At 37.7% G+C, this 24,959-nt stretch carries 28 protein-coding genes; 10 read left to right on the top strand and 18 right to left on the bottom strand.

Annotated features, from left to right (window positions below; genetic code table 11):
* Positions 1–82: 82 nt before the first annotated feature.
* Positions 83–553 carry a FixH family protein gene (locus AA0X95_RS26905; protein WP_413303809.1) on the bottom strand — a complete coding sequence of 157 codons (471 nt, stop codon included), beginning with the start codon at positions 551–553 and terminating at the stop codon, positions 83–85.
* Between the two features lie 27 nt (positions 554–580).
* A complete protein-coding gene (locus tag AA0X95_RS26900; protein ID WP_413303807.1) occupies positions 581–1,954 on the bottom strand; it encodes a PepSY-associated TM helix domain-containing protein in 1,374 nt (457 codons plus the stop codon).
* A gap of 250 nt (positions 1,955–2,204) precedes the next feature.
* Between AA0X95_RS26900 and AA0X95_RS26895 the strand changes: the two genes are divergently transcribed.
* From AA0X95_RS26895 to AA0X95_RS26885, 3 genes are read left to right on the top strand one after another with little or no spacing between them, the layout of a single operon-like run.
* Complete coding sequence (locus tag AA0X95_RS26895) at positions 2,205–2,864, top strand: response regulator transcription factor (RefSeq protein WP_413310280.1); 660 nt, start codon at positions 2,205–2,207, stop codon at positions 2,862–2,864.
* Between the two features lie 2 nt (positions 2,865–2,866).
* The gene (locus tag AA0X95_RS26890) at positions 2,867–4,276 is read left to right on the top strand and encodes a sensor histidine kinase (protein ID WP_413303805.1); all 1,410 of its coding nucleotides are present in this window, start codon (positions 2,867–2,869) and stop codon (positions 4,274–4,276) included.
* A 25-nt stretch (positions 4,277–4,301) separates the two neighbouring features.
* Entirely contained in the window at positions 4,302–4,865 is a 564-nt protein-coding gene (locus tag AA0X95_RS26885; protein WP_413303803.1) for an SCO family protein, read from the top strand.
* Positions 4,866–4,932: 67 nt separating this feature from the next.
* Here the strand turns inward: AA0X95_RS26885 and AA0X95_RS26880 are convergent, their stop codons facing one another.
* Positions 4,933–5,367 carry a hypothetical protein gene (locus AA0X95_RS26880; protein WP_413303800.1) on the bottom strand — a complete coding sequence of 145 codons (435 nt, stop codon included), beginning with the start codon at positions 5,365–5,367 and terminating at the stop codon, positions 4,933–4,935.
* Between the two features lie 287 nt (positions 5,368–5,654).
* Here AA0X95_RS26880 and AA0X95_RS26875 point away from each other — a divergent pair, with 287 nt between their 5' ends.
* Positions 5,655–5,840 carry a hypothetical protein gene (locus AA0X95_RS26875; RefSeq protein ID WP_413303797.1) on the top strand — a complete coding sequence of 62 codons (186 nt, stop codon included), beginning with the start codon at positions 5,655–5,657 and terminating at the stop codon, positions 5,838–5,840.
* A gap of 108 nt (positions 5,841–5,948) precedes the next feature.
* Here AA0X95_RS26875 and AA0X95_RS26870 read toward each other — a convergent pair whose 3' ends face one another.
* The gene (locus AA0X95_RS26870; protein WP_413303795.1) at positions 5,949–7,139 is read right to left on the bottom strand and encodes an MFS transporter; all 1,191 of its coding nucleotides are present in this window, start codon (positions 7,137–7,139) and stop codon (positions 5,949–5,951) included.
* A 368-nt stretch (positions 7,140–7,507) separates the two neighbouring features.
* Between AA0X95_RS26870 and AA0X95_RS26865 the strand changes: the two genes are divergently transcribed.
* Positions 7,508–9,010, top strand: a complete 1,503-nt coding sequence (locus tag AA0X95_RS26865) for a malate:quinone oxidoreductase (RefSeq protein ID WP_413303793.1) — start codon at positions 7,508–7,510, stop codon at positions 9,008–9,010.
* Between the two features lie 355 nt (positions 9,011–9,365).
* Here AA0X95_RS26865 and AA0X95_RS26860 read toward each other — a convergent pair whose 3' ends face one another.
* The 8 genes from AA0X95_RS26860 to AA0X95_RS26825 all read right to left on the bottom strand — a co-directional run bounded on the left by AA0X95_RS26860 (position 9,366) and on the right by AA0X95_RS26825 (position 15,650).
* Positions 9,366–10,808, bottom strand: coding sequence for a L,D-transpeptidase family protein (locus AA0X95_RS26860; RefSeq protein WP_413303790.1), 1,443 nt, complete (start codon positions 10,806–10,808; stop codon positions 9,366–9,368).
* 627 nt (positions 10,809–11,435) lie between these two features.
* Positions 11,436–11,879: a GNAT family N-acetyltransferase gene (locus AA0X95_RS26855; protein WP_413310278.1), complete on the bottom strand. Its 444-nt coding sequence runs from the start codon at positions 11,877–11,879 to the stop codon at positions 11,436–11,438.
* A 75-nt stretch (positions 11,880–11,954) separates the two neighbouring features.
* A complete protein-coding gene (locus AA0X95_RS26850; RefSeq protein WP_413303787.1) occupies positions 11,955–12,182 on the bottom strand; it encodes a hypothetical protein in 228 nt (75 codons plus the stop codon).
* A 3-nt stretch (positions 12,183–12,185) separates the two neighbouring features.
* Entirely contained in the window at positions 12,186–12,506 is a 321-nt protein-coding gene (locus AA0X95_RS26845; protein WP_413303784.1) for a YbjQ family protein, read from the bottom strand.
* 68 nt (positions 12,507–12,574) lie between these two features.
* Entirely contained in the window at positions 12,575–13,036 is a 462-nt protein-coding gene (locus AA0X95_RS26840; protein WP_413303782.1) for a hypothetical protein, read from the bottom strand.
* A gap of 15 nt (positions 13,037–13,051) precedes the next feature.
* A complete protein-coding gene (locus tag AA0X95_RS26835; protein ID WP_413303780.1) occupies positions 13,052–13,810 on the bottom strand; it encodes a hypothetical protein in 759 nt (252 codons plus the stop codon).
* A gap of 89 nt (positions 13,811–13,899) precedes the next feature.
* The gene (locus tag AA0X95_RS26830; RefSeq protein ID WP_413303778.1) at positions 13,900–14,973 is read right to left on the bottom strand and encodes a sensor histidine kinase; all 1,074 of its coding nucleotides are present in this window, start codon (positions 14,971–14,973) and stop codon (positions 13,900–13,902) included.
* Positions 14,970–15,650 carry a response regulator transcription factor gene (locus AA0X95_RS26825; protein WP_413303776.1) on the bottom strand — a complete coding sequence of 227 codons (681 nt, stop codon included), beginning with the start codon at positions 15,648–15,650 and terminating at the stop codon, positions 14,970–14,972. The genes AA0X95_RS26830 and AA0X95_RS26825 overlap by 4 nt, the downstream gene beginning before the upstream one ends.
* Before the next feature lie 176 nt (positions 15,651–15,826).
* Here AA0X95_RS26825 and AA0X95_RS26820 point away from each other — a divergent pair, with 176 nt between their 5' ends.
* The 3 genes from AA0X95_RS26820 to AA0X95_RS26810 all read left to right on the top strand — a co-directional run bounded on the left by AA0X95_RS26820 (position 15,827) and on the right by AA0X95_RS26810 (position 18,438).
* Positions 15,827–16,843, top strand: coding sequence for an ATP-binding cassette domain-containing protein (locus AA0X95_RS26820; protein ID WP_413303773.1), 1,017 nt, complete (start codon positions 15,827–15,829; stop codon positions 16,841–16,843).
* Positions 16,840–17,658 (top strand): ABC transporter permease, encoded by an 819-nt coding sequence (locus AA0X95_RS26815; RefSeq protein ID WP_413303771.1) that lies wholly within the window; start codon positions 16,840–16,842, stop codon positions 17,656–17,658. The genes AA0X95_RS26820 and AA0X95_RS26815 overlap by 4 nt, the downstream gene beginning before the upstream one ends.
* Before the next feature lie 432 nt (positions 17,659–18,090).
* The gene (locus AA0X95_RS26810) at positions 18,091–18,438 is read left to right on the top strand and encodes a hypothetical protein (protein WP_413303768.1); all 348 of its coding nucleotides are present in this window, start codon (positions 18,091–18,093) and stop codon (positions 18,436–18,438) included.
* 277 nt (positions 18,439–18,715) lie between these two features.
* Here the strand turns inward: AA0X95_RS26810 and AA0X95_RS26805 are convergent, their stop codons facing one another.
* The 4 genes from AA0X95_RS26805 to AA0X95_RS26790 all read right to left on the bottom strand — a co-directional run bounded on the left by AA0X95_RS26805 (position 18,716) and on the right by AA0X95_RS26790 (position 21,262).
* Positions 18,716–19,360: a DUF2306 domain-containing protein gene (locus tag AA0X95_RS26805; RefSeq protein ID WP_413303765.1), complete on the bottom strand. Its 645-nt coding sequence runs from the start codon at positions 19,358–19,360 to the stop codon at positions 18,716–18,718.
* A 20-nt stretch (positions 19,361–19,380) separates the two neighbouring features.
* A complete protein-coding gene (locus AA0X95_RS26800) occupies positions 19,381–19,887 on the bottom strand; it encodes a GNAT family N-acetyltransferase (RefSeq protein ID WP_413303762.1) in 507 nt (168 codons plus the stop codon).
* 99 nt (positions 19,888–19,986) lie between these two features.
* Complete coding sequence (locus AA0X95_RS26795) at positions 19,987–20,583, bottom strand: TetR/AcrR family transcriptional regulator (protein ID WP_413303759.1); 597 nt, start codon at positions 20,581–20,583, stop codon at positions 19,987–19,989.
* A gap of 34 nt (positions 20,584–20,617) precedes the next feature.
* Positions 20,618–21,262 carry a VC0807 family protein gene (locus AA0X95_RS26790; protein WP_413303757.1) on the bottom strand — a complete coding sequence of 215 codons (645 nt, stop codon included), beginning with the start codon at positions 21,260–21,262 and terminating at the stop codon, positions 20,618–20,620.
* Between the two features lie 383 nt (positions 21,263–21,645).
* Between AA0X95_RS26790 and AA0X95_RS26785 the strand changes: the two genes are divergently transcribed.
* Both AA0X95_RS26785 and AA0X95_RS26780 read left to right on the top strand, forming a co-directional pair.
* Positions 21,646–21,975, top strand: coding sequence for a PadR family transcriptional regulator (locus AA0X95_RS26785; protein ID WP_413303755.1), 330 nt, complete (start codon positions 21,646–21,648; stop codon positions 21,973–21,975).
* A 5-nt stretch (positions 21,976–21,980) separates the two neighbouring features.
* Positions 21,981–22,739, top strand: a complete 759-nt coding sequence (locus AA0X95_RS26780; protein ID WP_413303752.1) for a hypothetical protein — start codon at positions 21,981–21,983, stop codon at positions 22,737–22,739.
* A 152-nt stretch (positions 22,740–22,891) separates the two neighbouring features.
* On the opposite strand, the gene AA0X95_RS26775 is transcribed toward AA0X95_RS26780, so the two are convergent.
* Positions 22,892–23,653 (bottom strand): SDR family oxidoreductase, encoded by a 762-nt coding sequence (locus AA0X95_RS26775; protein WP_413310276.1) that lies wholly within the window; start codon positions 23,651–23,653, stop codon positions 22,892–22,894.
* Between the two features lie 16 nt (positions 23,654–23,669).
* Complete coding sequence (locus AA0X95_RS26770) at positions 23,670–24,692, bottom strand: zinc-dependent alcohol dehydrogenase (RefSeq protein WP_413303749.1); 1,023 nt, start codon at positions 24,690–24,692, stop codon at positions 23,670–23,672.
* Between the last annotated feature and the right edge of the window lie 267 nt (positions 24,693–24,959).

The following is a 24,959-nucleotide window of genomic DNA, read 5'->3' as shown; positions in this document are numbered from 1 at the left end:
TAGGCTGACCTCTTATTGGGGCAGCCTATCTATACTCATTTTCACTTCAAAGTAGCCAACACTTTCTTAACAAATCCAGTTTTTAATGGTGATGTTCTTGAGTACCATTTTGAACAGGTACATCTTTTTGCAAGAATTCTAGCTCACTTTTGGAAAGCTTCCCTACAATAAATTGTTTTTGAGGCATAATGATCGAACCATCGTTGCCTGCGTGTAATTTGATAAAATATAGACCATCTTTATCAAACTCTTTACTTAAGGTATAAGTCCCATTACCAGAATTTCTCGCTTCTTCCATAGGATATTGTAGTGTACCATCCTGTTTCCAAATCTCAAAATGAACAAAATCTGCACGTTCCACTTTTTTACCACCTTGAGTCAGAATGGCCTTTATTGTTTCCTGTTTGTTTTCGGAGAAAGAATCAGGTATGACTATTTCTGCCTTAAGAGGGGTTTCTTTTTTGTAAAGATCAGCAGCATCCTTTCTAAGAGAGCATGCACTTAAAAATACACTTAAAATCATGAGTAAGAATATATATTTAATTATTTTCATATCATAGGCACCCTTTACTTTTTCAAGTTATGCATTCAGGAATCGCTTCAAAAAAGGAATTCTTTGGATAATTATCCAGTCAATAATCCAGACCGCAATAAGCGATAAACCTACTAATGGGAATAGGATTCCTAAAGCTATTAATATGAGTAGGAATACTTTCATGTTTTTAATACTAGGGGCTTTAGGGGCACCTAGATTTTGTTCCGGCTTGCGTTTCCACCATAAATAACATCCACTTATTGCAACGAACATAATCCCTAAACAAATCAGAAGGCTAATCAATTGGTTGATGAAACCGAATTGAGTTCCTTTGTGCAAGGTAATCCCTAATGCTACGATTTTTCCTACAAGTCCGTAATTTTCAAAACGATAATCAGCCAGTACTGCCCCTGTGTATTGATCAACATGAAGGGTGACCTCATCTTCTGCTTTCGGTGGATAGGCAGATAAGGTATAGACGCCTGTTTGATCCTGTGGAATGGAAATCGTATAGCTTGGATGGATTCCTTCACGTTTGGCAATCTTCATCACCTCATCAATTGACAGTGGGATAAAGCCTTGAATCTTCGAGGCAGGAACATCCAAGTTTTCCGCTGCCCAAGGGACCTCTGCAATGTCTTTTGTTTTAACAGTAGAAGTTGGTGAATTACCTCCCCAAATGGAAGGTGGATATCCAGCGCCTGCATTGGTTGCAATCGTTTGAAAGTGACTGCCCCAAAAGCCAGACCAAGGCAACCCTGTCATGACTAAAAAGAACATTCCAGCTGTGATCCAAACGGCAGGTACCGCATGTAAGTCTCTTCTCAGAATTTGTTTTCCCTTTGTAAATCTTGGAATAAATACCCCAGATAGTCCATTCTTTTTCTTTGGATACCATAAATAAAGTCCCGTAATGATTAACACGATGGTCCAGCACGCCGCTAACTCAACGATTCGGTCACCTAGAGTACTAGCCATTAATTCACCGTGAAATTCTTCAATTTTATTCATGATCCGATCTTCGTTATTTAACTCACCGACCTTTTTACCTGTATAAGGGTTCATAAAAATGGTGAGAGACTTATTATCTGAGAGAATGCCGACCTCACTTGTCCGTGTAGCATTTTCTCCCGGACGATATTTTGTCACAACCGCATGAGGGTATAGATTCTTTACTTCCTCAATCTGCTGGCTCGCTGAAACTCTATCTCCTTGTGGGTTGACATAATAGTAGTCATGATAGAGAACTTGTTCAATTTGAGGCTTAAATAAATAGATCGAGCCTGTAATAGAAAGAATAATAAGAAACGGTGCAAAGATAATGCCTGCATAGAAATGCCAACGCCATATGGCTTTATATAGAGAGGTATTGGCTTGTTGTTGAGTTTGCGTGGTCGTGTTTAATTTAACTGCTTCCATTTACTTTGGTCTCCTCTTTTTTATAGTAGGTATAGTAGAGTCTCTTTTTTTATAATATAAAAGCTTTGTGAGAGAAAAATGAAGTTTATTATTTTTTATAAAAAATATTTTAAAGGGAAAATCAATGATTCGGTTGCAGAGGAAGATATAGATTAGGAGGAATCACACAAAAACTTCACAATTAACCTGTAAGCTAGGTATTATAGAAATACTATTTAAAAAGTGAGGAAAACCTTTGATGGGTATTACAATCATGATCGTTGATGATGAGGAACAGATGAGAGGTTTAGTGAAAACATTTCTTGAAAATGAAGGATATACAGTAATCCAGGCTTCGAACGGAATGGAAGCTCTTAGTAAAATACATAAAGTCACGCCTGATTTATTACTCGTGGATATTATGATGCCATATATGGATGGATTTACTTTTGCCGAAGAGGTAAAAAAGGTTCATGACATCCCCCTGATTTTTTTATCAGCAAAAGGGGAGGAATGGGATAAGGTCTACGGCTTACGAATCGGCGGTGATGATTATATCGTCAAGCCTTTCCACGCGGGGGAATTACTGGCTCGAATCGAATCGGTATTAAGAAGAACAAAGAGTGCTGCTTGGTCAAGCGCTCGCTTTAAGATTGGACCGCTGATGTTGGATGTGGAGGCACACACAGCTTTGCTCGATGGTCAATCTCTCTCTTTAACGTTAAAGGAATATGAGCTCCTTTATTTACTAGCCAGAAATAAAGGAAAGCTGTTTTCGCGAGAGCAGCTGTTACGTTCGATTTGGGGTCATAATTACACGGGCAGTGAACGAACCGTTGATACCCATGTAAAGACTTTAAGGTTAAAACTAAAAGAGCATGGCACACTCATTCAGACGATATGGGGGAAAGGCTACAAATTCGAGGTGTAATTTTGAAGAAATGGAATATGACTTTAAGTCAAAAGGTATTTATTCTGATTTTAGCCATTATCGGATGTACGATCTTATTTGCGTTCTTTTTTCTCCATTTTCTCTATAAAGATTTATATTTAAAAAGCATCCGGGAGTCGGTAGTGTACCAAGGCGAAAATACGGCTTCCCATTTTCATTATGGGTCCTTAAATGAGGAGTTAATCGATAAGATACATTGGTTTAATGTCGTTTCGGAGTATGAAGTCATTGTTGTAAATGACTTTGATGAGCTGCACGAGCATTTTCCCTATCAAATTGGAGATAACGCACTGATAAACCGTGCAGACAGGAAAAAACTAGCCCAAGGAGACTATGTAATAAAGGATGGCTACGTGAAAGAATTTGAACGTAGTATTGTTGGAGCGGTGTTCCCGATTTTAAGTGATAAAGGCATTATTGGATTGATTTTTATCTATGTTCCGCTTGCAGCGATGCAGGAAGTCTTCCAAGGGAGTATCCCCATCCTCGTCCTTGCTGGCACTGTTTATTTTCTCTTGTTGTTTATCGTAGTGAATCGAATTCGACATTCGTTATTTAAACCACTAACCGATATGCAAAAGCTCTCGAAAGAAGTGGCTAAAGGAAATTACTCCATGCGTCTTGAACAGAAAAATCTTGATGAAGTAGGACAACTGGCGGAAGCATTTAATGTCATGAGTCTATCCTTGGAAAAACAAGAGGAACGAAAGAAGGAGTTTATTTCCAATGTTGTACATGAATTAAGGACCCCATTAACCTACATAGGCGGGTATACCCAAGCGCTTAAACAACGTTTATATACTTCTAAAGAGGAAGCGGAGAGTTATTTAACCACGATAGAAAAGGAAACTGAGCGATTAAACAAGATTGTTCATGACTTGATTGATTTGAATTACTTACAGGAAAATCTATATGTAATTGAGAAGGAACCGATTGCGGTCGCTCAGCTCCTGTTTGATACACTTGAGCTTTTTCAAATCCGTTTGGCTCAACAGCAGCTCCTAGTGGATGTAGATATTGATGAGGACATCATTATTTGCGGGGATGCCAAACGTATGGAGCAGGTTTTCTATAATATTATTGATAATGCAGTCAAATATTCTGTGAACCGAAGTAACATAATGGTGGAACTACTTCAGGAGGAAGAGGATATGATGGTTTTTCGTGTGACTAATCAAGGAAATGTGATTGAGAAAGAAGATATTCCTAGAATCGGGGAACGTTTTTTTCGAACAGATAAAGCAAGAAGTCGTTCTACTGGCGGTTCTGGATTAGGCCTATCGATTGTGAAGCAAATTGTAAGCTTGCATGACGGGACATTTTTGCTGACCAGTGATCCTTTGATGGGGACGATGGTGTCGGTTCAAATCCCTGTTTTAAAGGACGAATAAAAATGGAGGAGAGGCATGTTTTTATATGAAAAAAACGTGGCTGATTTTTTGTTTATTCAGTTTAACTCTATTAACTGCATGCGGGATGAATAAGGAGGAATCCTATCCTATCCAACCGTTCACTTTTACGGATCAAAATCATCAACCCTTTGGTTCAGATCAACTTAAAGGAAAGGTGTGGCTGGCTAACTTTATTTTTACCTCTTGCGAAACGGTCTGTCCGCCAATGACAGCCAGTATGGCAGAACTTCGGGCGGAATTGAAAAAGGAAAAACTCGATGTAGAGGTAGTATCCTTCAGTGTTGATCCATCGGTTGATACGCCCGATGTATTGAAAGGGTTTATCACGAAATTTACTAATGACGAGAGAAACTGGCACCTACTGACGGGCTATAGCCAACAAGAAATTGAGTCGTTTGCTCGAGAGGAATTTCAGACGCTAATCCAAAAACCGAAATCTTCCAATCAGGTCATACATTCAACTAGTTTTTATTTAATTGACCAAAACGGAAAGAGCGTCAAACACTATGGGTTTCAGAAGACTCACTATGACGAAATTATTAACGATGTTAAAAAACTATATGAATAGTGTGAATGTAAGAGGCGATTCCTGACAGGAATCGCCTTTACTATTAACAATACCAAATCATTTTAGTCTAGGAGTCTAACAAATGCACGGTAAGTGATGCTCTTTTATATTTAGGTCTACCCACAGGAGTAAACGTATCAGCGATAAAAACTCCGACTTGATCGCCAACGTTTAAGTAGGCTTGAACACTTATCCCGGTAACCGTGTTCATGTTGGTGGCATCAAAATAGGAACCTATCAGTGGAAGGGTCCCATTAGGACAGAGATTAATGTTAAATAAAACGGATTGTCCATCTTTTAACAAAACGGATACATCTGCCGTGATTTGATAGACACCTGATTTAAATATACTAATCCGATTTGCAACCACATCGGGTCTCGTATTCTGGGACGGTCCTGCAATATCAAAATCAACAAGTTCTCCGGTAACAACGGGAAGAGCGGCACCGTCCTGTTTGTAAAACGAACCATAAGCATATGGTTTTACGTTTCTAGTTCTCATACCTCATCCACCTTGATAAATACATAAGCCACTTCCTTTCTTAATCTCTAAGCTTATTTTATAAAAAGTCTACGGGTTATCCTTAAGGGAAAATGAATATTCTGTTAACATTTTTAACGGGAATGGTTTTTATCCAACTTGCAAGTTAGTAGAAAGGGAGGATTTTAACCATTTACTAGAGGAATTTATGAAACTATATCTAATTATCAGCCAGTTCCTATTTTCACAATCTCTGATTCCTTGGTTTGTCATAAATCATCTGCTCCATCTTGGCCTGGGTATTCCGTATGATAAAGAAAAAATTTGCAATCATCATAGCTCAGGCAGTTCAGCATGGAGATACATTTGTTCCAACCGTTCAAGCAATAAATGGTAGTCATTTTGCAGATTATATTACAAATCCGCAAAATATCCATCTAAGTTTACCAGGTTATCAAGTAGTAGCCGCGGAATTCTGGAAGGTCATGCAGTAATAGAAGTAGTTTTTCAAAAAATAATAGGTAATATAGGAACAGCGGTGCTTTTAAGGGCACCGCTGTTTTTGCATTAAGCTATTTATAAGTAAGGTCATCGCTTCACCCTTAAGCCAGTTTTTTCTGCTGTTGGTCCAAGCGGTGACTGAAGAAAGTGAGCAAACTCGCTAAGATCGCAACAAACCCACCGACAAGTGTCACATTAATTAAAGTTCCTTCATGGTAGACAATTCCGCCTAATGCCGAACCCAAAGCAATACCAACATTGCTAGCTACTGGCATCAAGGAAGCGGCCAGTCCTGTTGCTTTTGGTTGATAAATACCCGCAAGGTCAATCAAATAAAGCTGGGTAGAAGTTGTTAAAAGAATGGCCATTAATGACATCAAGCCGATGTTTACTAAACCAAAGATAAAGTTATCAGTCGTCCAATAGAGAGCAATCAGAACAAATGCTTGGATGAGAAAAACAAAGCGCAAACGGCCAATCGCATTGTGGCTGGCGATTTTCCCAGCAAGAATGTTACTAAAAATAGATATAAAACCGTAGCCAAACAAAATTAAACTGATGGAACTACTCGGTGCATCCATCTGCTTAAGAATCGGTACAAGATACGTAAATACCGCGTACGTCCCTCCGAACCCAAGAGATGGAATAAAGAAAGCCATTAAAATTCGTGGGTGTGTCAACAATGAAAATTGGTCCCGCATCGAGCTGCGATATTGGCTGAGCTTACTTGGCAAGTTGATGAAAGAGGCCACAAAGGCTACTCCACCGAGAACTGTGGTTAACATAAATGTGGCATGCCAAGTGTACCATTCAGCGATGACCGTACCGATGGGAACTCCAACCACGTTTGCTAGTGTAAATCCACCGAAAACGAAGGATATGGCAATACTGCGTTTGGCGATTGGAATGGTTTCACTAGCTACAATCATGGCAAGTGAGATTAAAACCCCTGTTACAATCGCTGTCAGCATACGAAGGGCAAGGAGCATAAGGTAACTTTTCGAAATAACGCTCAATGCATTTAAGACGATAAATGCTCCGATTAAAAACAATATCCACTTCCGCTTTGGAAAATGGCTTGTGGCTGACATCACAATGGGAGTGGCAATGGCAAATGTAATGGCAAATGCAGAAACGAGCGTACCGGCCTTTGCATTTGTTATATGAAGGTTCGAGGAAATATCCGTTAAGATCCCAACGATCACAAACTCGCTTGTCCCGAGAACAAATGTTAATAAGGTAAGTGTGAAAATAAGAAACCAATGTTGCTTAGATAATGCTGTGTCTTGCATAAATACCTCTTTTCTTAGATGAATGAAAATGTAATAAGATAGGTGAACAATTTACTCATCATACCATAAAACCATTTTACGGAGAAACCTTTGTTTTAAAAATAATTGCTTGAATTATATAGGAGGAAAGCGGTTTTGGGTATACTTAGGATACGGTGGGATGATTTCTCACTTTTTTACTAGGTTTAAATAGTTTATAATTATTAGATAATAGTAGATAATTGAATCTATAAATAACTATAATAGACTAATAAGTGTTTATAAATGAGACAGATAAGGTGTGTTCTTAGGTTGCGCCCTGCTTTTTGTGACATCTAAAGCTAGAGCGACTAATTTTTTTGCAAATATACGGAGTAAGGATGGTTATCATGAGCAACGTACAGAAAACAGCAGACGTTATCTTAATTGGTGCCGGGGTCATGAGCGCAACTTTGGGTTCATTACTAAAAGAGCTAGCACCTGAATGGGAAATCAAAGTGTTCGAGAAACTTGAAAATGCTGGTGAAGAAAGCTCAAATGAATGGAATAATGCGGGGACGGGTCATGCTGCACTGTGTGAGCTTAACTATACTTCCGAAAAACCAGATGGATCTATAGATATTAGCAAAGCAATAAAAATTAATGAACAGTTTCAGCTTTCTAGACAGTTTTGGTCTTATCTTGTAAACAAGGATTTGATTCGTGATCCACAGGATTTTATCATGCCGATACCTCATATGAGTTTAGTACTAGGGGAAGAAAATGTATCGTTTTTGAAAAAAAGATTTAAAGCGCTATCAAACAATCCTCTGTTCCAAGGAATGGAATTTTCTGATGACCCTGAAAAACTAAAAGAGTGGATTCCGCTGATCATGGAAGGCCGTACATCGAATGAACCAATAGCCGCTACAAAAATCGACTCTGGAACAGACGTTAACTTTGGTGCGTTAACACGTATTTTGTTTGACCACTTAAAGACTCAAAATGTTGAAATCAACTACAATCATCAAGTGGATGATATTAAACGGACTAGTGACGGCTTATGGGAATTGAAAGTGTGGAATATGGCTACCGGTAACATCGAACGCCATACGGCCAAATTCGTCTTTATCGGCGGTGGGGGTGGAAGTCTACCTCTACTACAAAAAACCGGTATTCCTGAGTCAAAACATATCGGAGGGTTCCCGGTAAGCGGACTATTTATGGTATGTAACAATCCGGAAGTTGTGGAGCAGCATCATGCCAAAGTGTACGGTAAAGCTAAGGTTGGTGCTCCTCCAATGTCTGTGCCGCATTTAGATACAAGATTTATCGACAATAAAAAATCATTACTGTTTGGACCGTTTGCCGGTTTCTCACCAAAGTTCTTAAAAACTGGTTCGAATTTGGATTTGATAGGTTCTGTAAAACCGGATAATCTTCTCACTATGTTAGCAGCAGGTGCAAAAGAGATGTCTCTAACAAAATATCTAATCCAGCAAGTTTTGTTATCGAATGAAAAGCGTATGGAAGAATTACGCGAGTTTATTCCAAATGCCAAAATGGAGGATTGGGATATAGTGGTGGCGGGCCAACGTGTGCAGGTGATCAAGGATACTGAGGCCGGTGGTAAAGGAACACTTCAATTTGGTACGGAAGTTATTAGTGCCGCTGATGGCTCGGTAGCTGCCTTGCTCGGCGCTTCTCCGGGTGCTTCTACTGCTGTTCACGTAATGCTTGAAGTATTAGAAAAATGCTTCCCACAACATTTTGAAGAGTGGGAAGCAAAAATAGTAGAAATGATTCCTTCTTATGGCATGTCACTAATGGATAATCCAGAGATGTTCCAAAAAATTAATACAACTACAGCGCAGACGCTGGGGCTGAGTGATAAAGAATTGGTTCATAGTTAATACTATTGATGTAACAAACATAGAATCTTTAATCTAGCATTAGATTGAAGGTTCTTTTTTTATTCTCGGAGAATCTTTAATATTAAATTATTGCTACACTACTTAAATTACCGGATGAAGAACAATTCCAGGTTTGGAAGAATAGTTTTGTCTTTCATAAAGGGGATGAAGGACATTTCCGTCCTTTTCAACAAGATTTTGTCTTTCATAACGAGTGGGAAGATACTGATAGTTTCCTAGTTACATACCGCACCAGGTGTTCTCCACTATATACATAATGGATTATTGCAAAAGAACAAAAAATCAGGAAATCATTAACGATTTCCTGATTTTTTATGTTTGAGATTGCCATTTTTTAATAGATTACAACCGGCTCATAGGTGCTTAGATTTTCATACACGATTTTCATCATATTTGGCGGTGTATTGACGCAGCCATGCGATCCTGCATTTAGATAGGCGCTGCTTGACCAGTTTGATCGCCAGCTGGCATCGTGGAATCCTTGGCCGTCATTTGTAAAAGGAGCCCAATAATTAACTTTTACAGAATAACTTTCATCTCCACCGAGCTCTCTGCCTGTTAGTGTAGAAGGTGAGCGTTTATAGAGGACATACCACACGCCTTTTGATGTATCATTACCGGTGTTGTGTTTGCCGGTCACAACATTTGTTGTGACTACTAATTTACCTTTTTTGTAAATCCAAATACGCTGTTCAGCAATGGAAACTTCAGCATACGTATCACCAATACCATTGTTCGTAGTCGTTTCATAGCCGTATCCTTCATTCTTCCAGCCATGTCCGATAATATTAGAAGCAGCAATGGATTTCTCACCTTTTTCAAAAGCTGCCTTAATCTGGTCGGTTTCTTTCTCCACATCTAATGCCCAGCCATACCCTTGTCCTTTTACCGGAACAACAGAACCTGAATGGGTTTTAAAACTGAAATTTTTATTTAAAGTGGATTGAGTGTTATTAATTTCAGCAATCTTTTTCTTAATATCACTTGCATCAATCGTTACCTTCATATCTTTTGACACTGAGGCATTTTTAATTAGTTCGCTGGCATTTAGCGAATAAACTTGATCCTGTACCTTATATTCTAAAGTTTGCTGAAGGAGTTCCTGCAGCTTTTTCTCTTCATTTTTTACAATCGGACTGTCTTCCTTGATTGGTTGTATGAAGGCTGAATTCAGACGGATTTCACTAGTATATTCATGATTCTCATAGTCTTTTAATAGGTTGGCCACATCATATTGCTCTCCGCTAATACTTTTAGAGACGACAATTTTACCTTGTTCTAAAGTAGCCTCTGCATCTTTAGGCACTTTTAAGCTCTTATTAAGAGAGACCAACTTTTCTTCCAATTGTTTTTTCATCGTCTGGCTTCGATACTGATCTGTTTGGTTAGGCAGTAATGAATAGTTCTTTGCTTTTGATGAAGGAAAAAATGTCCGTTGGGTGTTTAATATTTTTTTGACAGCAGACAAATCTTTATTTGAAAATACCATCTTTGTGTCATTTCCATCTAAGATTTGTTGATCACCGATATAAACAATGTTCTTTAAATCAGATGTTTTTAATTTTTTCAGAGCTTGATCAGCGGTCAGACCCTTGACGTTTATACCATTTATCTTGATCTGTGCATTAAAGTGGGTTGCCTGATAATAGCTGATTGCACCTAATATGATTGCAATAATAATGATTATGCTTGTTGTGACAACCTTCCAATTCGAAAAACTCTTAGAGGATTGTCTCCGTGGTATATTACTTTCTTCCGTATTTAAAGAACTTTCCATTTATAATTCCCCCCGCAACATGGTGGACTTGTTTCAATGTTCACCGACTTTAAACTGCATCCTAAGATTACAATTATATTACATTATTATAACTTTTGATTACTATTGTACAAGATGTTTTAGTCGAAGTTTGTCATTATTTGTTTGGTTGTAAAAATTTAATATTTATTTGTTATTAATTCATTCGTATTAGCAAAAGATTCGGAGATTAATAACCCGTATTTATGTCATTCATATTCAATTCAGAGCTTAAGTAGTTGCAGTATTTTTTAAACATTTAACGGTAAAATTGATTTAGGCACTTTGGAAAAAGCTCGTATAGAAAAATAATCTAAAAAGGGATAATGAAGGACAATTTCATGGTTTCTAATAAGAGTTTTGTCCTTCATAAAGGGGTTGAAGGACAATTTCATTATTCCCAAAAAGGGTTTTGTCCTTCATAGAGGGGATGAGGGACAATTTCATGGATTCCAAGAAGAGTTTTGTCCTTCATAGAGGGGATGAAGGACAATTTCACGGTTTCCATGAAGAATTTTGTCCTTCATAACTATAGGTAACCGTTAATTTGGTAGTTACGGAGAACCATAACAAAGAAAAAGCTGACATGACCTTTGTCAGCTTTTCGTGTTAAAACAAAAACCGAGATACTTGTTCATCTCCGATAATCAATCCGTCTATTTCTTGGAAACCTGCTTTTTCATAAACGCGTTTTGCATGTTCATTAGTTGGGACATAAGAAAGTGTGATCGTTTGATGGCGCTCCTCTTTAATTTTCCGGATATCGTCTATTACAAGTTTAATAGACGATATCCCATAGCCTTTCCCTTGATGCTTTTGATCAATCATCATGCGATAAATCCAGTACTCATGGTCGTCTTCGTCAATTCCAAAAAGTGTGAAGCCAATCATTTCATCGCCATGAAAGATTCCTTTTGCATGAAAATTTTCAAGAAAATTTAACTGGGCAAGTGATACCGCATTGGATGCCACAAACTTTGCTTGATCTTCCCGCACACGTAATGAGATCGCCTTCCACCAATTCTCTTTTGTAATCGTTTTTAAATGCAGCATATTTTCTTTCCTTTCATAATATCTCCAAATGAATAGGAGCCTGGCTAAGAAAATCATGCCTGGCTCCTGTTTATATCATTCTTCTTCTTTATAAAAACGCTCTCCGGTCTCCGGGTTAAAATAAACTACTAATCTTTTATTCGTTGTTGGATCGATGGATACCTCATTTGTACGAACAAAGCCTTTAGGTACTTTTTGTCCATGTTTTGCTTTGAAGCGGCGGTCCCAAATGAGCCATGATCCGAAGATAAGAACAATCAGGACTAACAGTTGGATACCGTAAAAGCCAATAACCCATTTCATTGGTTAAGCCTTTTCCGCAATAACTGCTGTTCCATAAGCCACAATTTCACTCATATTTTGGCCAATTTCACCTGAGTCAAAGCGCATCATAATGATTGCGTTTGCCCCCATTGATGTAGCGTTTTTTACCATTCGGTCGATTGCTTGTTTTCTGGCATCTTCAAGCATTTCTGTATACTGACTGATTTCTCCCCCAATCAGTCCCTTAAAAGAAGCAACGATATCTTTGCCAATTCCTCTTGCCCTTACGGTTAATCCAAATACTGGACCTAATACTTCTGTGACTTTATGATTAGCAATAGTTTCGGTTGTTACAATAATCATATGAATCCGCCCCCTAACAAAAATAAATACTACATATTTATTTTACTTTGCTTTGGATATAAATACCATTAGTTATTTAGGGAAGCAACTTTTCCAACAGTAAGAGCTTGATTTTTCCACAGTATATCTATTATTTGATTTGCTTGATTTTCTGAGCATTGAATAATGAGAGAGACTTCAGGGATTTTTTTATGCTTGATTGAACGAAATTTATTTTTTTTTGAAAAAAAATAAATGCCATATCCAATAGCAAATCCAGTAATTACGGTAATGAGTCCCCATATGATGGGTCCCCATGATAGAGCAAACCCGATGCTTGCCCCAAGAACTGCACTTCCAGTAGCGCAAGCCATTCCTACTTCGAAAGCATTAGAATGAATATTTCGTGAGCGCACATGTAATTGTTCCGCCAATGGCTCTTCGTCCATAAAAACCACCAGTATTTGATCTCTTTGAATCCAGTGATTCTCCAAAATAGCTAATGCTTTCTCTAATTCAATGGATTGTTCAAAGGCTCCAACAATAATCATTCTACACACACCTGCTTATTGAAAGATACGAAGCCTAGCACATCCATATCGTTTAGTAAGAAGTTGGCGCTGCGACATTCGGTAAAGTTTGTTGTGTTCAATTGCTACAATATAAGCATGATACATGGCTCCGCCCAAAACAGATGGCATAAATAGTAACCAATGCGGATGAAGAATGGTTTTTGCATCATGAATGTTACCCAATAGTAAGTATAAAAGAGATTCATGAAACCTTGATAAAATTAGATAGAGCCACCACCAAAACATAGCGTAAAAGCCAAGTCCGAATCTGTGATTATATAATTGACCCAAGCCAGGGAAAAAAAGAGAATATATGGCTGCCACTAAGGGACTTTTTTTTTCTAAATATTGAATCTCCAGAGGGGTCAGTTCTATTCGAGGGATTGGCGGGTTCTCTAGATACGCTAATTGGCATAATTTATTTTGATAAACAGCTGACCGATAGCTATCCCACATAGCTATTAAATAGATTATTAGGTATCCGAAAACCCATTTAGGTTCAAGAACTGATTTAGCTTGTTCAAATTTTCCGCAAAAGGAAAAAACCATAGCCTCATTTATATGTGCAAACGTATTCGTAAAAACTTCAGAAAGTGTTAATAAGGTTGCTCTGAAATATTGATGTAGTAAATAATGCCCGAAACCAGGAAATACAGCTGACCACCAAGCAATCATAATTGGATTTTGTTGTTGAAGATGCGTAATTCCAAAAACACTAATTTTTGCAAGGGGAGTGCGATTTTGGTTGGTCATTACCGAGTACCTACTTTTGGATTAGTTTCTTATTAATTTAGTATGTGGGGAAATGTAATTTTCATTCTTTTCCATTCATAGAAATCTAATTATTTTGAGGGAAAAGCAAATGGCAAAATCACTTTTATTTCCGTCCCTTCCTTCGGTGTACTTTCAACCTGTATATCCCCGTTATGCATTTCAATGATTTTCTTTACTATGGCAAGTCCTAGTCCATTACCGCCGGATAAGCGATTCCTTGATGGGTCGGCCTTATAGAAACGCTCAAATATATGCATCTGAACTTCTTTAGTCATCCCAATCCCCGTATCTTTAATAATCACTTCTATCTTATTAAAATCATTTTTTAGTAAAGTTACACTTATTTTTCCATTATCAGGAGTAAATTTAATGCTGTTATGGATTAAATTAATCCAAACCTGATCCATTAAGTCTTCATCAGCATTTATGGTTATTTTATCTAGAGAAATATCCAGATCAAGGTCTTTATTTCTCCATTGTGGTTCATTTGACAGAATAACCCTGCGTAATTGTTGATCTAATCTATAGGGGTTGGGCTCGAATGGTGGATGATCGGACTCTAATGAAGTGAGTTTCAGCAGATTTTCACTTAACTTGGAAAGCCGCATACTTTCCACCTCAATTATTTCTAGATACTGTACTCGTTCGGCAGCAGATAAATGGTCACTTTTTAATGCATGAGCAAATCCTGAAATTGATGTTAGCGGTGATTGAATTTCATGAGAAACGTTGGAAATAAATTCTTGACGCATTTGTTCCATTTCTCCAAGTTCTTTTGCCATATGGCTAATACTTTCTACTATTTCATTGAAAGGATGATTTCGATTTCCAAACTCTTCTTTGTAGGAAGAAAGATCAATATTGAAATTCCCTTGTGCCATATTTTTCATGGCATCAATCATGGGACGTAAAAAGAGACTCTGCTTTTCCTGAAAAAATCTAATTTTGGAAATGCCATACATGATTAAGCCAAACAGAAAAAATCCAAAAAAGGAATCAATAATCTGTTTCCAATAGGAAGACAATGAAAAGATATGGAAAAACCAAGGAGTAATGAAAAAAGCCGCTGTCCAGCATAGAAACAATAGGGTGATAGCGGCAATAACCTCACCGCTTTTTTTAAGAAACTTTTTGAATTTCATTTTTTCACCTCTAAACGATAACCGAGCCCTCGTATAGTAGTAATTTTAAAAGGGCAGCTCTCATCTGAAAAGCGCTGACGAAGCCGTTTTATGTGAACATCTACGGTTCGTTCATCTCCTTCGTAATCATATCCCCAAATATCTTCAATCAACTGTTCTCTTGAAAAAGTTTTATTAGGATGTGCTGCAAACTTATACAAAAGTTCAAATTCCTTAAGCGGTAAGGTGATTTCATTCATCCCATTCACAACTTGGTGTGCTGTGCGATTCAGTTCTATATTTCCGATATTCACCTTATTTGAGTGGATAATCTGGTACCGTTTGAGCAGTGCTTTTATTCTAGCAATCAATTCAGCGGGATGAAATGGTTTGACAAGATAGTCATCTGCCCCTAGATCAAAACCTTTGACTTTTTGTGTGGTTTCTCCCATAGCAGTCAGCATTAAGATAGGAAGAGAATCAGAATAATACTTTCTTATGTTCTCGCAAAGGTTCCAGCCATTCATGTTTGGCATCATGATATCAAGAATGATGAGGTCGACCCGTTCGGAATCAAGCAAGGATAATGCGTCATGCCCATTTCCAGACTCAAGAATGAAAAAGCCTTCCGCGGACAAGATGACACGAACCAATTTCCGAATATGAGGGTCGTCGTCTACTATTAAAATTTTGGTCATAACGTTCAATCCTTTTCCTAGTGATGTTTGATTAAAACTATTCACGTTTGTTTTAGGATACTCCTTCTATATGAACTTAATATGAACAAAAAAGTTGAAAAGCGAAAGAATGAGTAGTTCATATTCAGTTCATAATTGCCTGTTAATATTTGTGCAAGATTAGAGGAGGTAAGAACATGGAACATTTACAACGAACAAGACCAAACAATGGAGATTGGGCCGTTGAAGCTCACGGTCTCATAAAAAAATTTGGCGAAAATCAAGCAGTGGATGGAGTAGATTTGAACGTCCGTGCTGGTACTATTTACGGCTTGCTTGGTCCGAATGGGGCAGGTAAGACGACCACCATTAGAATGCTGGCTACCTTACTGCGACCTGATGCAGGTTCTGCCCACATCTTTGGGCATGATGTGGTGAAGGAGTCACCGATCGTGCGCCAATTGATTGGTGTTACTGGTCAGTATGCCTCAGTTGATGAGTCGCTAAGCGCTACCGAAAATTTAGTCATATTTTCCCGCCTCCTTGGATTGGGGCGTGCAGAGTCAAAACGGAAAGCAGCGGAGTTGTTAGAGGAATTCGGACTGACAGAAGCAGCACGACGTCCGTTGAAAAATTTTTCCGGCGGCATGCGGCGGCGACTTGATTTAGCAGCAAGTCTCATTGCACAGCCACCGCTCATCTTTTTAGACGAACCGACCACGGGGCTTGACCCTCGCACGCGAAATCAAATGTGGGAGACCATCCGCAGGTTAGTAAATACTGGGTCAACGGTATTATTAACAACCCAATACTTACAGGAAGCAGATGAACTTGCTGATAGGATTGCGGTCATTGATCGAGGGATCGTCGTCGCTGAGGGGACTGTTGATGAACTAAAGGGATCGGTTGGCAGCTCATCTTTACACTTGAGGATACAAAATTCACTCGAAATTGAAACTGCTCGTCATACTGTTGAACAAGTACTTAAGGCGAAGGCAAATGTGTCTTCTGAAGGCGGAAAAATTATTGCCCCGCTGGCAGACGCCGATAAGGTCACTGATCTTCTGATTGCTCTTCGTGAAAGAGGAATCCACCTTACAGAGTTGAGTGTACAGAAACCGACCCTTGATGAGGTTTTCTTGACTATCACTGGTCACGGTGCGGAGGAAGGGGCATCTAGTGCACCTGATAAATTAGAGGAGGTTAGAGGATGAAAAGTAATACATCAATAAATTCAATAGCCAATCGTCGGCTGAAAAACCATACCAGTCTTGGGCAGTCGGTACGAAATTCCTTTACAATGGCTTATCGGGGTGTGCTAAAAATTCGTCGTACACCTGAGCAATTGTTTGACGTAACGCTACAGCCTATTATTTTTACATTAATGTTTACGTATATCTTTGGCGGTGCCATTTCGGGAGACGTGAAAAACTATTTGCCAGTCATTATTCCTGGCATTCTTGTGCAGACCGTTATTACGACTTCCATTGTCACAGGAGTTCAGTTACGTGAGGATATGGATAAGGGTGTATTCGACCGATTCAAGTCACTTCCGATCGCAAGAATATCTCCTTTGGCTGGAGCACTAATGGCTGATACAATACGGTATACGATTGCGACCGTTCTTACTTTTACTATGGGGTACATCATGGGCTATCGGCCAGACGGAGGACTCGGTAACGTTGCTATTGCAGCAGTTTTGGTCATAGTCTGTTCGTGGGCGATGAGCTGGATTTTTGCATTTTTCGGTGTAATTGCCCGAACTGCTTCAAGCGTGCAGGGGATATCGATGCTTGTGCTGTTTCCACTTACTTTTCTCTCGAATGCCTTTGTTCCGGTCAATACCATGCCTGAATGGCTTCAGTGGTTTGTAAAAGTAAACCCGCTTTCACATCTAATCACTGCTGTCCGAGAACTGGTCAATAACGGAAATATTGGGTGGGATTTTTCTATTTCCCTCATTGGAGCTGCGATCATAGTGGTACTTTTTGCACCAATAACAGTGCATGCTTATATGCGTAGGACTTAAAATTGAAGATTGATTGGATGAATAGGGCCCTAAATAAAGGGTCCTTTTCGATTTGTTTAGAGGCTCAAGAGATAGAAACCAAAGAGTCACTAAGGCACCTCTTAAAATGAAAAAATTGATTTAGCAGCTTTGGAAAAAGCTCGTATGGAAAAATAAGATAATAGAGGAGCCTAAATTGAATTATGTTAATCCAATAATAAAAAATTCCCTTATGTATAAAATACTATACATATTAATAAAGAAGGTGACTAACATAAAAACGTTGTGGCTTTTTCTAATATTAGCAATTTTTTCTATGCTTTCCTTGTACATCTTGATGAAGAAAATGAACGTCACTAACGTCTTGGGTTGTTATTTTTTATCAAATATTCTGGCTATTTACTCCTTTTATTTAGAAAAACTTATTAATAGAGACAAGGAGGTGAAGACTAGATGATTTTACCTCTTCCTAAGCAATTTGATTCAAATGAAATATATATTATTATTTCCACAGTTTTATCTTGGTCCCTCATGTTTAAATTACCCAGACATTTATCTGCCGTTACCATTACTATTATTTGGACATTTAATGTCTTTCTTGCTTTGTTGGCCGATATTACCATTAGTGTAAAACCAAATGATTTTTACTTTACGATCGATCATAAAACACATGAATTATTTGATGTATTATTGCACTTTGCAACTTACCCTACTCTATCTTACTTTGTAGTAAACTTCTATCAACATAATAAACCCAAGGGTTTAAAGCACTATTTTATATTATTTTTTGGGCAGGGGTAGCTATCACTCTAGAATGGACTTCATTGAAATTTCATGTTTTTACATATATGGGTTGGAAATTGTATTTATCCTTTTTAATTTATTTGGTTGTATTTGCCGCTAACATTTGGCTTTCGAACTTTATTGAAAAGAGACACCCTTATAAATCGACTTCAACTAGTTGATTCAATTAAATCACCATTCAATAAAAAAAGTGCCCGTAACCACCCGCATTTTGTCATATACATCGACATTATTCGAAGAGTGACACAGGCACTGTTCTGGCACTTAGTTAAGCCTAAATTATAGTATTTTTAAAGATTCTTTTAGAGTTACTTGGTCTTTTCCATTCAACAAAAAGAAGATTTAGAGCAATAGCAAGGTAAACGGCAATCGGAAAACTGATGGATGCATCCCAAAAAATGGAGAAAGGGATGACAATAATTCTAAAGGAAACAAAAACCCATGTGATGGCATAACTTCTGAGAATCCAAGTTTTATGTGAGGGTATTCTTTTTTGGAATCCCCGAAGGACGCCCATACCTGTTGTCCCAAGCCAAAAAGCATTCAACACGAGGAAGGCAATCATAGTTGGCCGGCCACCTGTAGAAAAGAGAGAAATGTAGGGAACCAATAATACATTAATAAAAATGGTAAACCCATAAATTTTCCCTAAATTCCGATGTAGCTTTGGGTTTTTACGGCTCATTTTTGTTAATTGAAATGGACCGATTGCCAGTGCAATCGTACCAAGAATAATATGAGGATAGAAAAAGGCTTCCCAAACGGGCAAATTAAAGTTTGCGTCTTCCATCTTTCCTTTTACCATTGGTGCGTTTTCGGTCCCAATTATAAAAAACATCACGATTATATAAGCGCTGAATAGTAAAACAGTAAAATAAAGTCCGACTACAGCCAGATTTAACTTTTTGCTTTTTTTCACAAGTTTATCCTCCTATTAATCTATATTTGAATGATTTTTTCAAAACATAAGTACGGTACTTTTCTTAATGGAAACCTGACAGACCCTCTTATTTGATAACCAGCTCTTTCATACATCCCAACGGCAGCTGGATTTTGGGAGTACACATCCATACGAATGCTGGTATGGCCTTTTTCCAAGGCATATTCTTCAGCAAAGGTCAGTAGTTTTTTTCCTATACCCTTACCTTGATGGAAGGGATGGACAGCTAATCGATGAATGATTAATGGCCTGCCTGTTTGATCTTCCCACTGAAGTTTCAAATATTGTTTACTTTCGTTTGTATCGAGAACAATGGCACCAATAAGGTGATTTTCCTCTTTGATTCCAAAAAGGGTTCCATTTTTTAAATCCTTTTTCATAACAAAACGGTTCGGATAAAAAATGTCCCATTGATCGATACCGTTTTTTCTTAAATCAGAAGTGATGGCAGCGTAAAACTGCTTCACTTCGGGTAATTCTTGTAATCCTATTGTTACGAATTCCATGCTGATCACCTCTGGGTTCTATAAAATAAACCGACAGTCGGTATGTTTTAGGGGTGGGAGAATCCTTACATGGATTTTGCCCAACATACTTCATTTTTTCTATGACAATGTATGAATGAGTAATTTAAAAATATCACTTGTTGCTACTTGTTCATCTTCAGAAGAAGAAAGAATTTGCGTTACCCTTAGACCATATGAAAATGTCATAAATAAGGTAGCCATTTTCTCCGCATCAATATTTGGGGGAATCACACCATTTTGTTGCCCCAACTCAATCCATTGAACACCAGTTGCCTTACTATATTGGTATACACTTTTTAAAATACTTTTAACCTTTTCATCATCCTGGCTTAACAGATAAACGAAGATTAGATTCCCTACATCATTTGGATTTTGTCTAGAATGGAAAAATTGAGTGGCCATCCCGAACCGTCCAGCATCAGGAGCAGCCGCCATCGAATGGCTGATTAACTGATTAAATTTTTCATTCACTTGTTCTATTTTAGTTTTTAAAATAAGCCCAAACAATTCGTCTTTGCTAGCAACGTAATGGTATATGGCCCCTTTAGAAAGCCCGGTTCTTTCAATAATGTCTTTGAGTGTTGTATTCCTGCAGCCTTTTTCCAGAATAAGTTCCTCAGTTGCTAATAAGATATTCTGGAAGCTTGGGTTATCATGAAAAGTTGGATTAGACATTTTTTGTACCTTCCTTATTCAAGTTCTTGATGCATCATTTTACATTCATTAATAAATCTAAGCGAGTTTTTGCGTATCTACGATAGATAACCGTCCATAAAATCGTTACTCCGATCACACTGTAGAAAATGATCTGTGAAACGGCTAAGAATGCAGATATCGAGAGTTCATACACAAGAATTGTTTTAATGACTGCTTCGCCTAACAGGGCAATGCCCCACACAGCAGTCATTAATCGGATGACAAAGCGAAAATAGGAAAACTCCCAGTTATTCGCAAACTTACCCTTCTGTACTGACTCATCATTTGAACTGAATCTAATGGCAAAATGATAAATGAGCGGTTTTGAATAGAAGAGGGAACCTATAAAGATTAGTCCTAATATTCCCGTTACTAAAGATTCTCTCATTAAAATTAATTTCTCATTACCGCCTAGTAAAAACGCCAATAAGCTAAGAACGAAAGCTGTCAGCATAAACAGTCCAAACGCATCAGCTTTCCTATGTTTCATAATGTGATAAAGATTATCCAGCAATGGAACCATCGTTGCAAGTAGCAATGAAACAAAACTTGAGAAATGATCCAAGAGTAAATTATACACGATAACAGGTAAGAGTCCGTTTATTAAGATACTTACGATAACGGATTGAATAACCTTCTTTTTAGAGCTTATGTTCATTTTATCTCTCCTTACTTTCCTGTATTTATATTCCAATCATATAAACCGACCGTCGGTTTGTCAAATGTTTTTTGGGAAAAATAGTTAAGGATATTTTTTTTCTAACAATGGAGTTGAGAAATACAATATGGAGGTTTAACCTTCCGCTATGTCTTTTTTTTGTTATTAATATTTTTTGCTTTAACTCCGGGTCAAGTTTGCATGACCTATTTTCTTTTTATTAATAGTCATGTATGTGTAATGAATGAAAGTAGAGCTTCTGATTTTAAGTTTATCTTGCAATACAAGATAGCAAAAATTATAATGAAAGTATATCTTGTATAACAAGGTAATTATTTTAGTTATTTATCTTGTAAAACAAGGTATTGGAAGGAGTAAATTCTATGGCAGATACAACTCAAATGTTAAAAGGAATATTAGATGGGTGTCTTTTAGCAATAATTAAAGATGGAGAAATCTATGGATATGAATTAGCGGCGAGGCTGGAGTCTTATGGGTTTAACTCTTTCAGTGAAGGTACCATATATCCTTTATTACTTCGAATGCAAAAGGAAGGATTAGTTAGTACAACTTTAAGAAAGTCAATTGCAGGACCTAAAAGAAAATATTACTCATTAACTGAAAAAGGAGAAGAAGAGCTAAAGTTATTTATTAAGCGTTGGGAACAGTTAAGTTTCACTGTTAACAATGTGCTAAATAAAAGGGGGATGTAAAAATTATGCTTTCAAAAGAGTCTGAACAGTTTTTGGTAGAACTTCGCTTATATTTAATTTCAAAAGGAAAAAATGACAGAGAAATTAATGAAATTACAGAGGAACTTGAAGTTCATTTACTTGAAGCGGAGTCAGAGGGAAAAGATGTAACACATATTATTGGGGATAGTCCAAAGAAATATATAAAGAGTATCGGAGAATCAATGAAAACTGACTATCGTCAAATTATAGGTTTAGTACCCATGATGATCCTTCTATTGGCTGCCTATTTTAGTATCGGACCTGCAATTGAAGGTGAATTTTCATTATCTAAAGGAATTATATTGATAGCATTAATTGCGGGAATTATAGGAATGGTGATTTATAGTTTTCTGTTATTCAAAGTATTACCTAAATTCCTCCATTCAAAATGGGGCTACTTTTTAACTATTGGAACGAGTTTATTAGTTACTGGATTAGGTGTTGTCGTTTTACTATGGTATAAAGAGCAAGGTTTTAAGTCTATTTATATTGCGACGCCTTTTCAAAACAACTTAATTGCAGTTGTTTGTATTGTAATCTTTATTGCTTCGGCACTTTATACAAAAACTTGGTTTTCAATTCTAATACCATTGTTTATATCACTCGGACCGATTGCGAATAGATTTATTCCTGAGGATATAAATAAAAATCGAACCTATATTTTTTATACAGTACTGCTATTAGTAGGTATTACAGTGTTTATCATTTTCTTTATAATAAGAAAAAGGAAAAATAGTAAGTAGCGTATATTTAAAAAATATTTTCGGAGAACCATTTCATAAAAAAAAGCGGTTTTTTATTAGTTGTCGAGCACCATAATAAAAAGCATGCAACTGGCACAATTTATGCGCCAGACTGCATGCTTTGATTGATGATGTCACCCCTATTACTTTATTTATCTACCAAGCCATCCACCATCGACAGCTAATAAATGACCATGTACATAATTCGATGCATCTGATGCCAGGTACATAACAGTCCCTTTAAAATCTTCAGGATTTCCCCAACGGCCAGAGGGGATGCGCTCGAGAATTTGTCGATTACGTGTTTCATCATTTATGAGTGCCGTATTCATGTCTGTGGCAATATATCCAGGGACAATCGCATTGACATTCACGTTATGCTTGGCCCATTCATTCGATAATGCTTTCGTTAACTGAGCCACTCCACCTTTAGCTGCCGCATAAGCAGGAACTGTCAATCCGCCTTGATAGGAAAGTAGGGAAGCCATATTAATGATTTTCCCTTTTCCGTTTGGTACCATATACCGGCCAGCCTGCTGACAAAGGAGCCATACTGTCTTTAAATTAACATTAATCACATCGTCCCAATCTTGTTCTGAGAAATCTACGGAAGGCGAACGGCGTTGGATGCCTGCATTATTAACTAAAATATCAATTTTGCCAAAATGCGAAACCACATTAGGAATGGCGGCTTTTACTTGATCGACATTCTCCAAATCACAAGGAACAATCAAGCATTTTCTACCTAATGATTCGATTTCTTCCTTAACGTCAGATTGTTCTGGAGAACGTTGAAGGAGGGCAATATCTGCACCCGCTTCTGCTAAAGAGAGAGCAATTGAACGACCGATTCCTCTAGTAGCTCCCGTTATAGCTGCAACTTTTCCATCTAGTTTAAATAATTCGAGTACCATCATTGTTCCTCCTCAATCAATTAGGTTGAAATAATATTTTTAAAGAAACATCTGGATTCTCCATTAACTTAAAGCCTTCCGCAATTTGCTCTAGCGGTAACTCATGAGAAATAAATGGAGAAACATCAATCTTACCACTTGCCATTAGTTCAATAGCTGTTTTAAAATCACTTCCACTGTAGCATCTTGTAGTGGCCATCGATATTTCTCTAAAGTGCATCCCTGCTAAATTTACAGCTGGTGCTTGTTTGTATACGCTAACTACCATGATTTGTCCTTGTATTCTGCAGACTTCCACCATTTGCTGAGCCGTAATTTGTGTACCGGCCACTTCAAAAACAATATCTGCCCCAATTCCATTTGTTAGCGATAAAACTTCTTTCGTTACATCTACTTCTTTAGCATCTAATGCGGTAAAACCTAGTTCTCTTGCTTTTTCCAATCGGTAAGGACTAATATCGGAAACGATGATTTGATTCGCCCCCGCCTGTCTTGCCATTAATCCAATGAGCAAACCAATTGGTCCTGCCCCTAAAATGACAACATCATCGCCAACCTTAAGATTGGAGCGTCTTACTGTATGAACAGCCACAGCCACTGGTTCCGCTAAGGCCGCATGGGCATCTGATAATCCCTCAGGAATCACATGAAGTCGATGTAGGGGAACAGCCGCGTATTCTGCAAATCCACCATGCAAATCGATACCAATGAGTTTTAATGTTTTACAAACATGAGATTGTCCAGACTTACAGGCTTCACACGTTCCACAGCTAAGTGTTGGTTCAATAACTACTCGGTCTCCAACTGAAAAAGTTGACTCCCCGTTCAATTCTTCAATGACACCGCTAAACTCATGCCCCATTGCTAGAGGTGCTTTTGCACGAGGGTGTTTTCCAGAATAAATCATCATATCGGTTCCACAAATTCCAGCATAGGATACTCGAATAAGGGCTTCTCCTTGCTTTAATGTTGGTTTATCAAGCTCACCAACCATTACCTTTTTTTCAGATAGATATAAACCCGCCTTCATAACTGCCATTTTCATAACCTCCAATTTTTTAAGTTGTCTACTTGTCGACAAGTTGATTAAAAAAGAAACATCTTTTTTTAAAAAAGGCTCTGTTATCATTCATTGTTGTTTTCCTTGTAGGTAGGAGAATTCATAAGGGGAGAATTTCCCGCTATTGTATAAAAAGTAAGCTTAATAAGCAGAAATAAGCGGAGAAATTCCCCTTAACTGCACTAAAATAAGACAAAATACATCGATTTGGATCATATAAGCGGAAAAACTACCCTTATTTTTAAG

This window comes from Neobacillus phoenicis, from assembly GCF_047302305.1.
In the GTDB taxonomy this organism is placed as follows: Bacteria; Bacillota; Bacilli; order Bacillales; family Cytobacillaceae; genus Neobacillus.
Note: the sequence above shows the minus strand (reverse complement) of the source record. Positions and strands in the feature narration are given on the sequence as shown.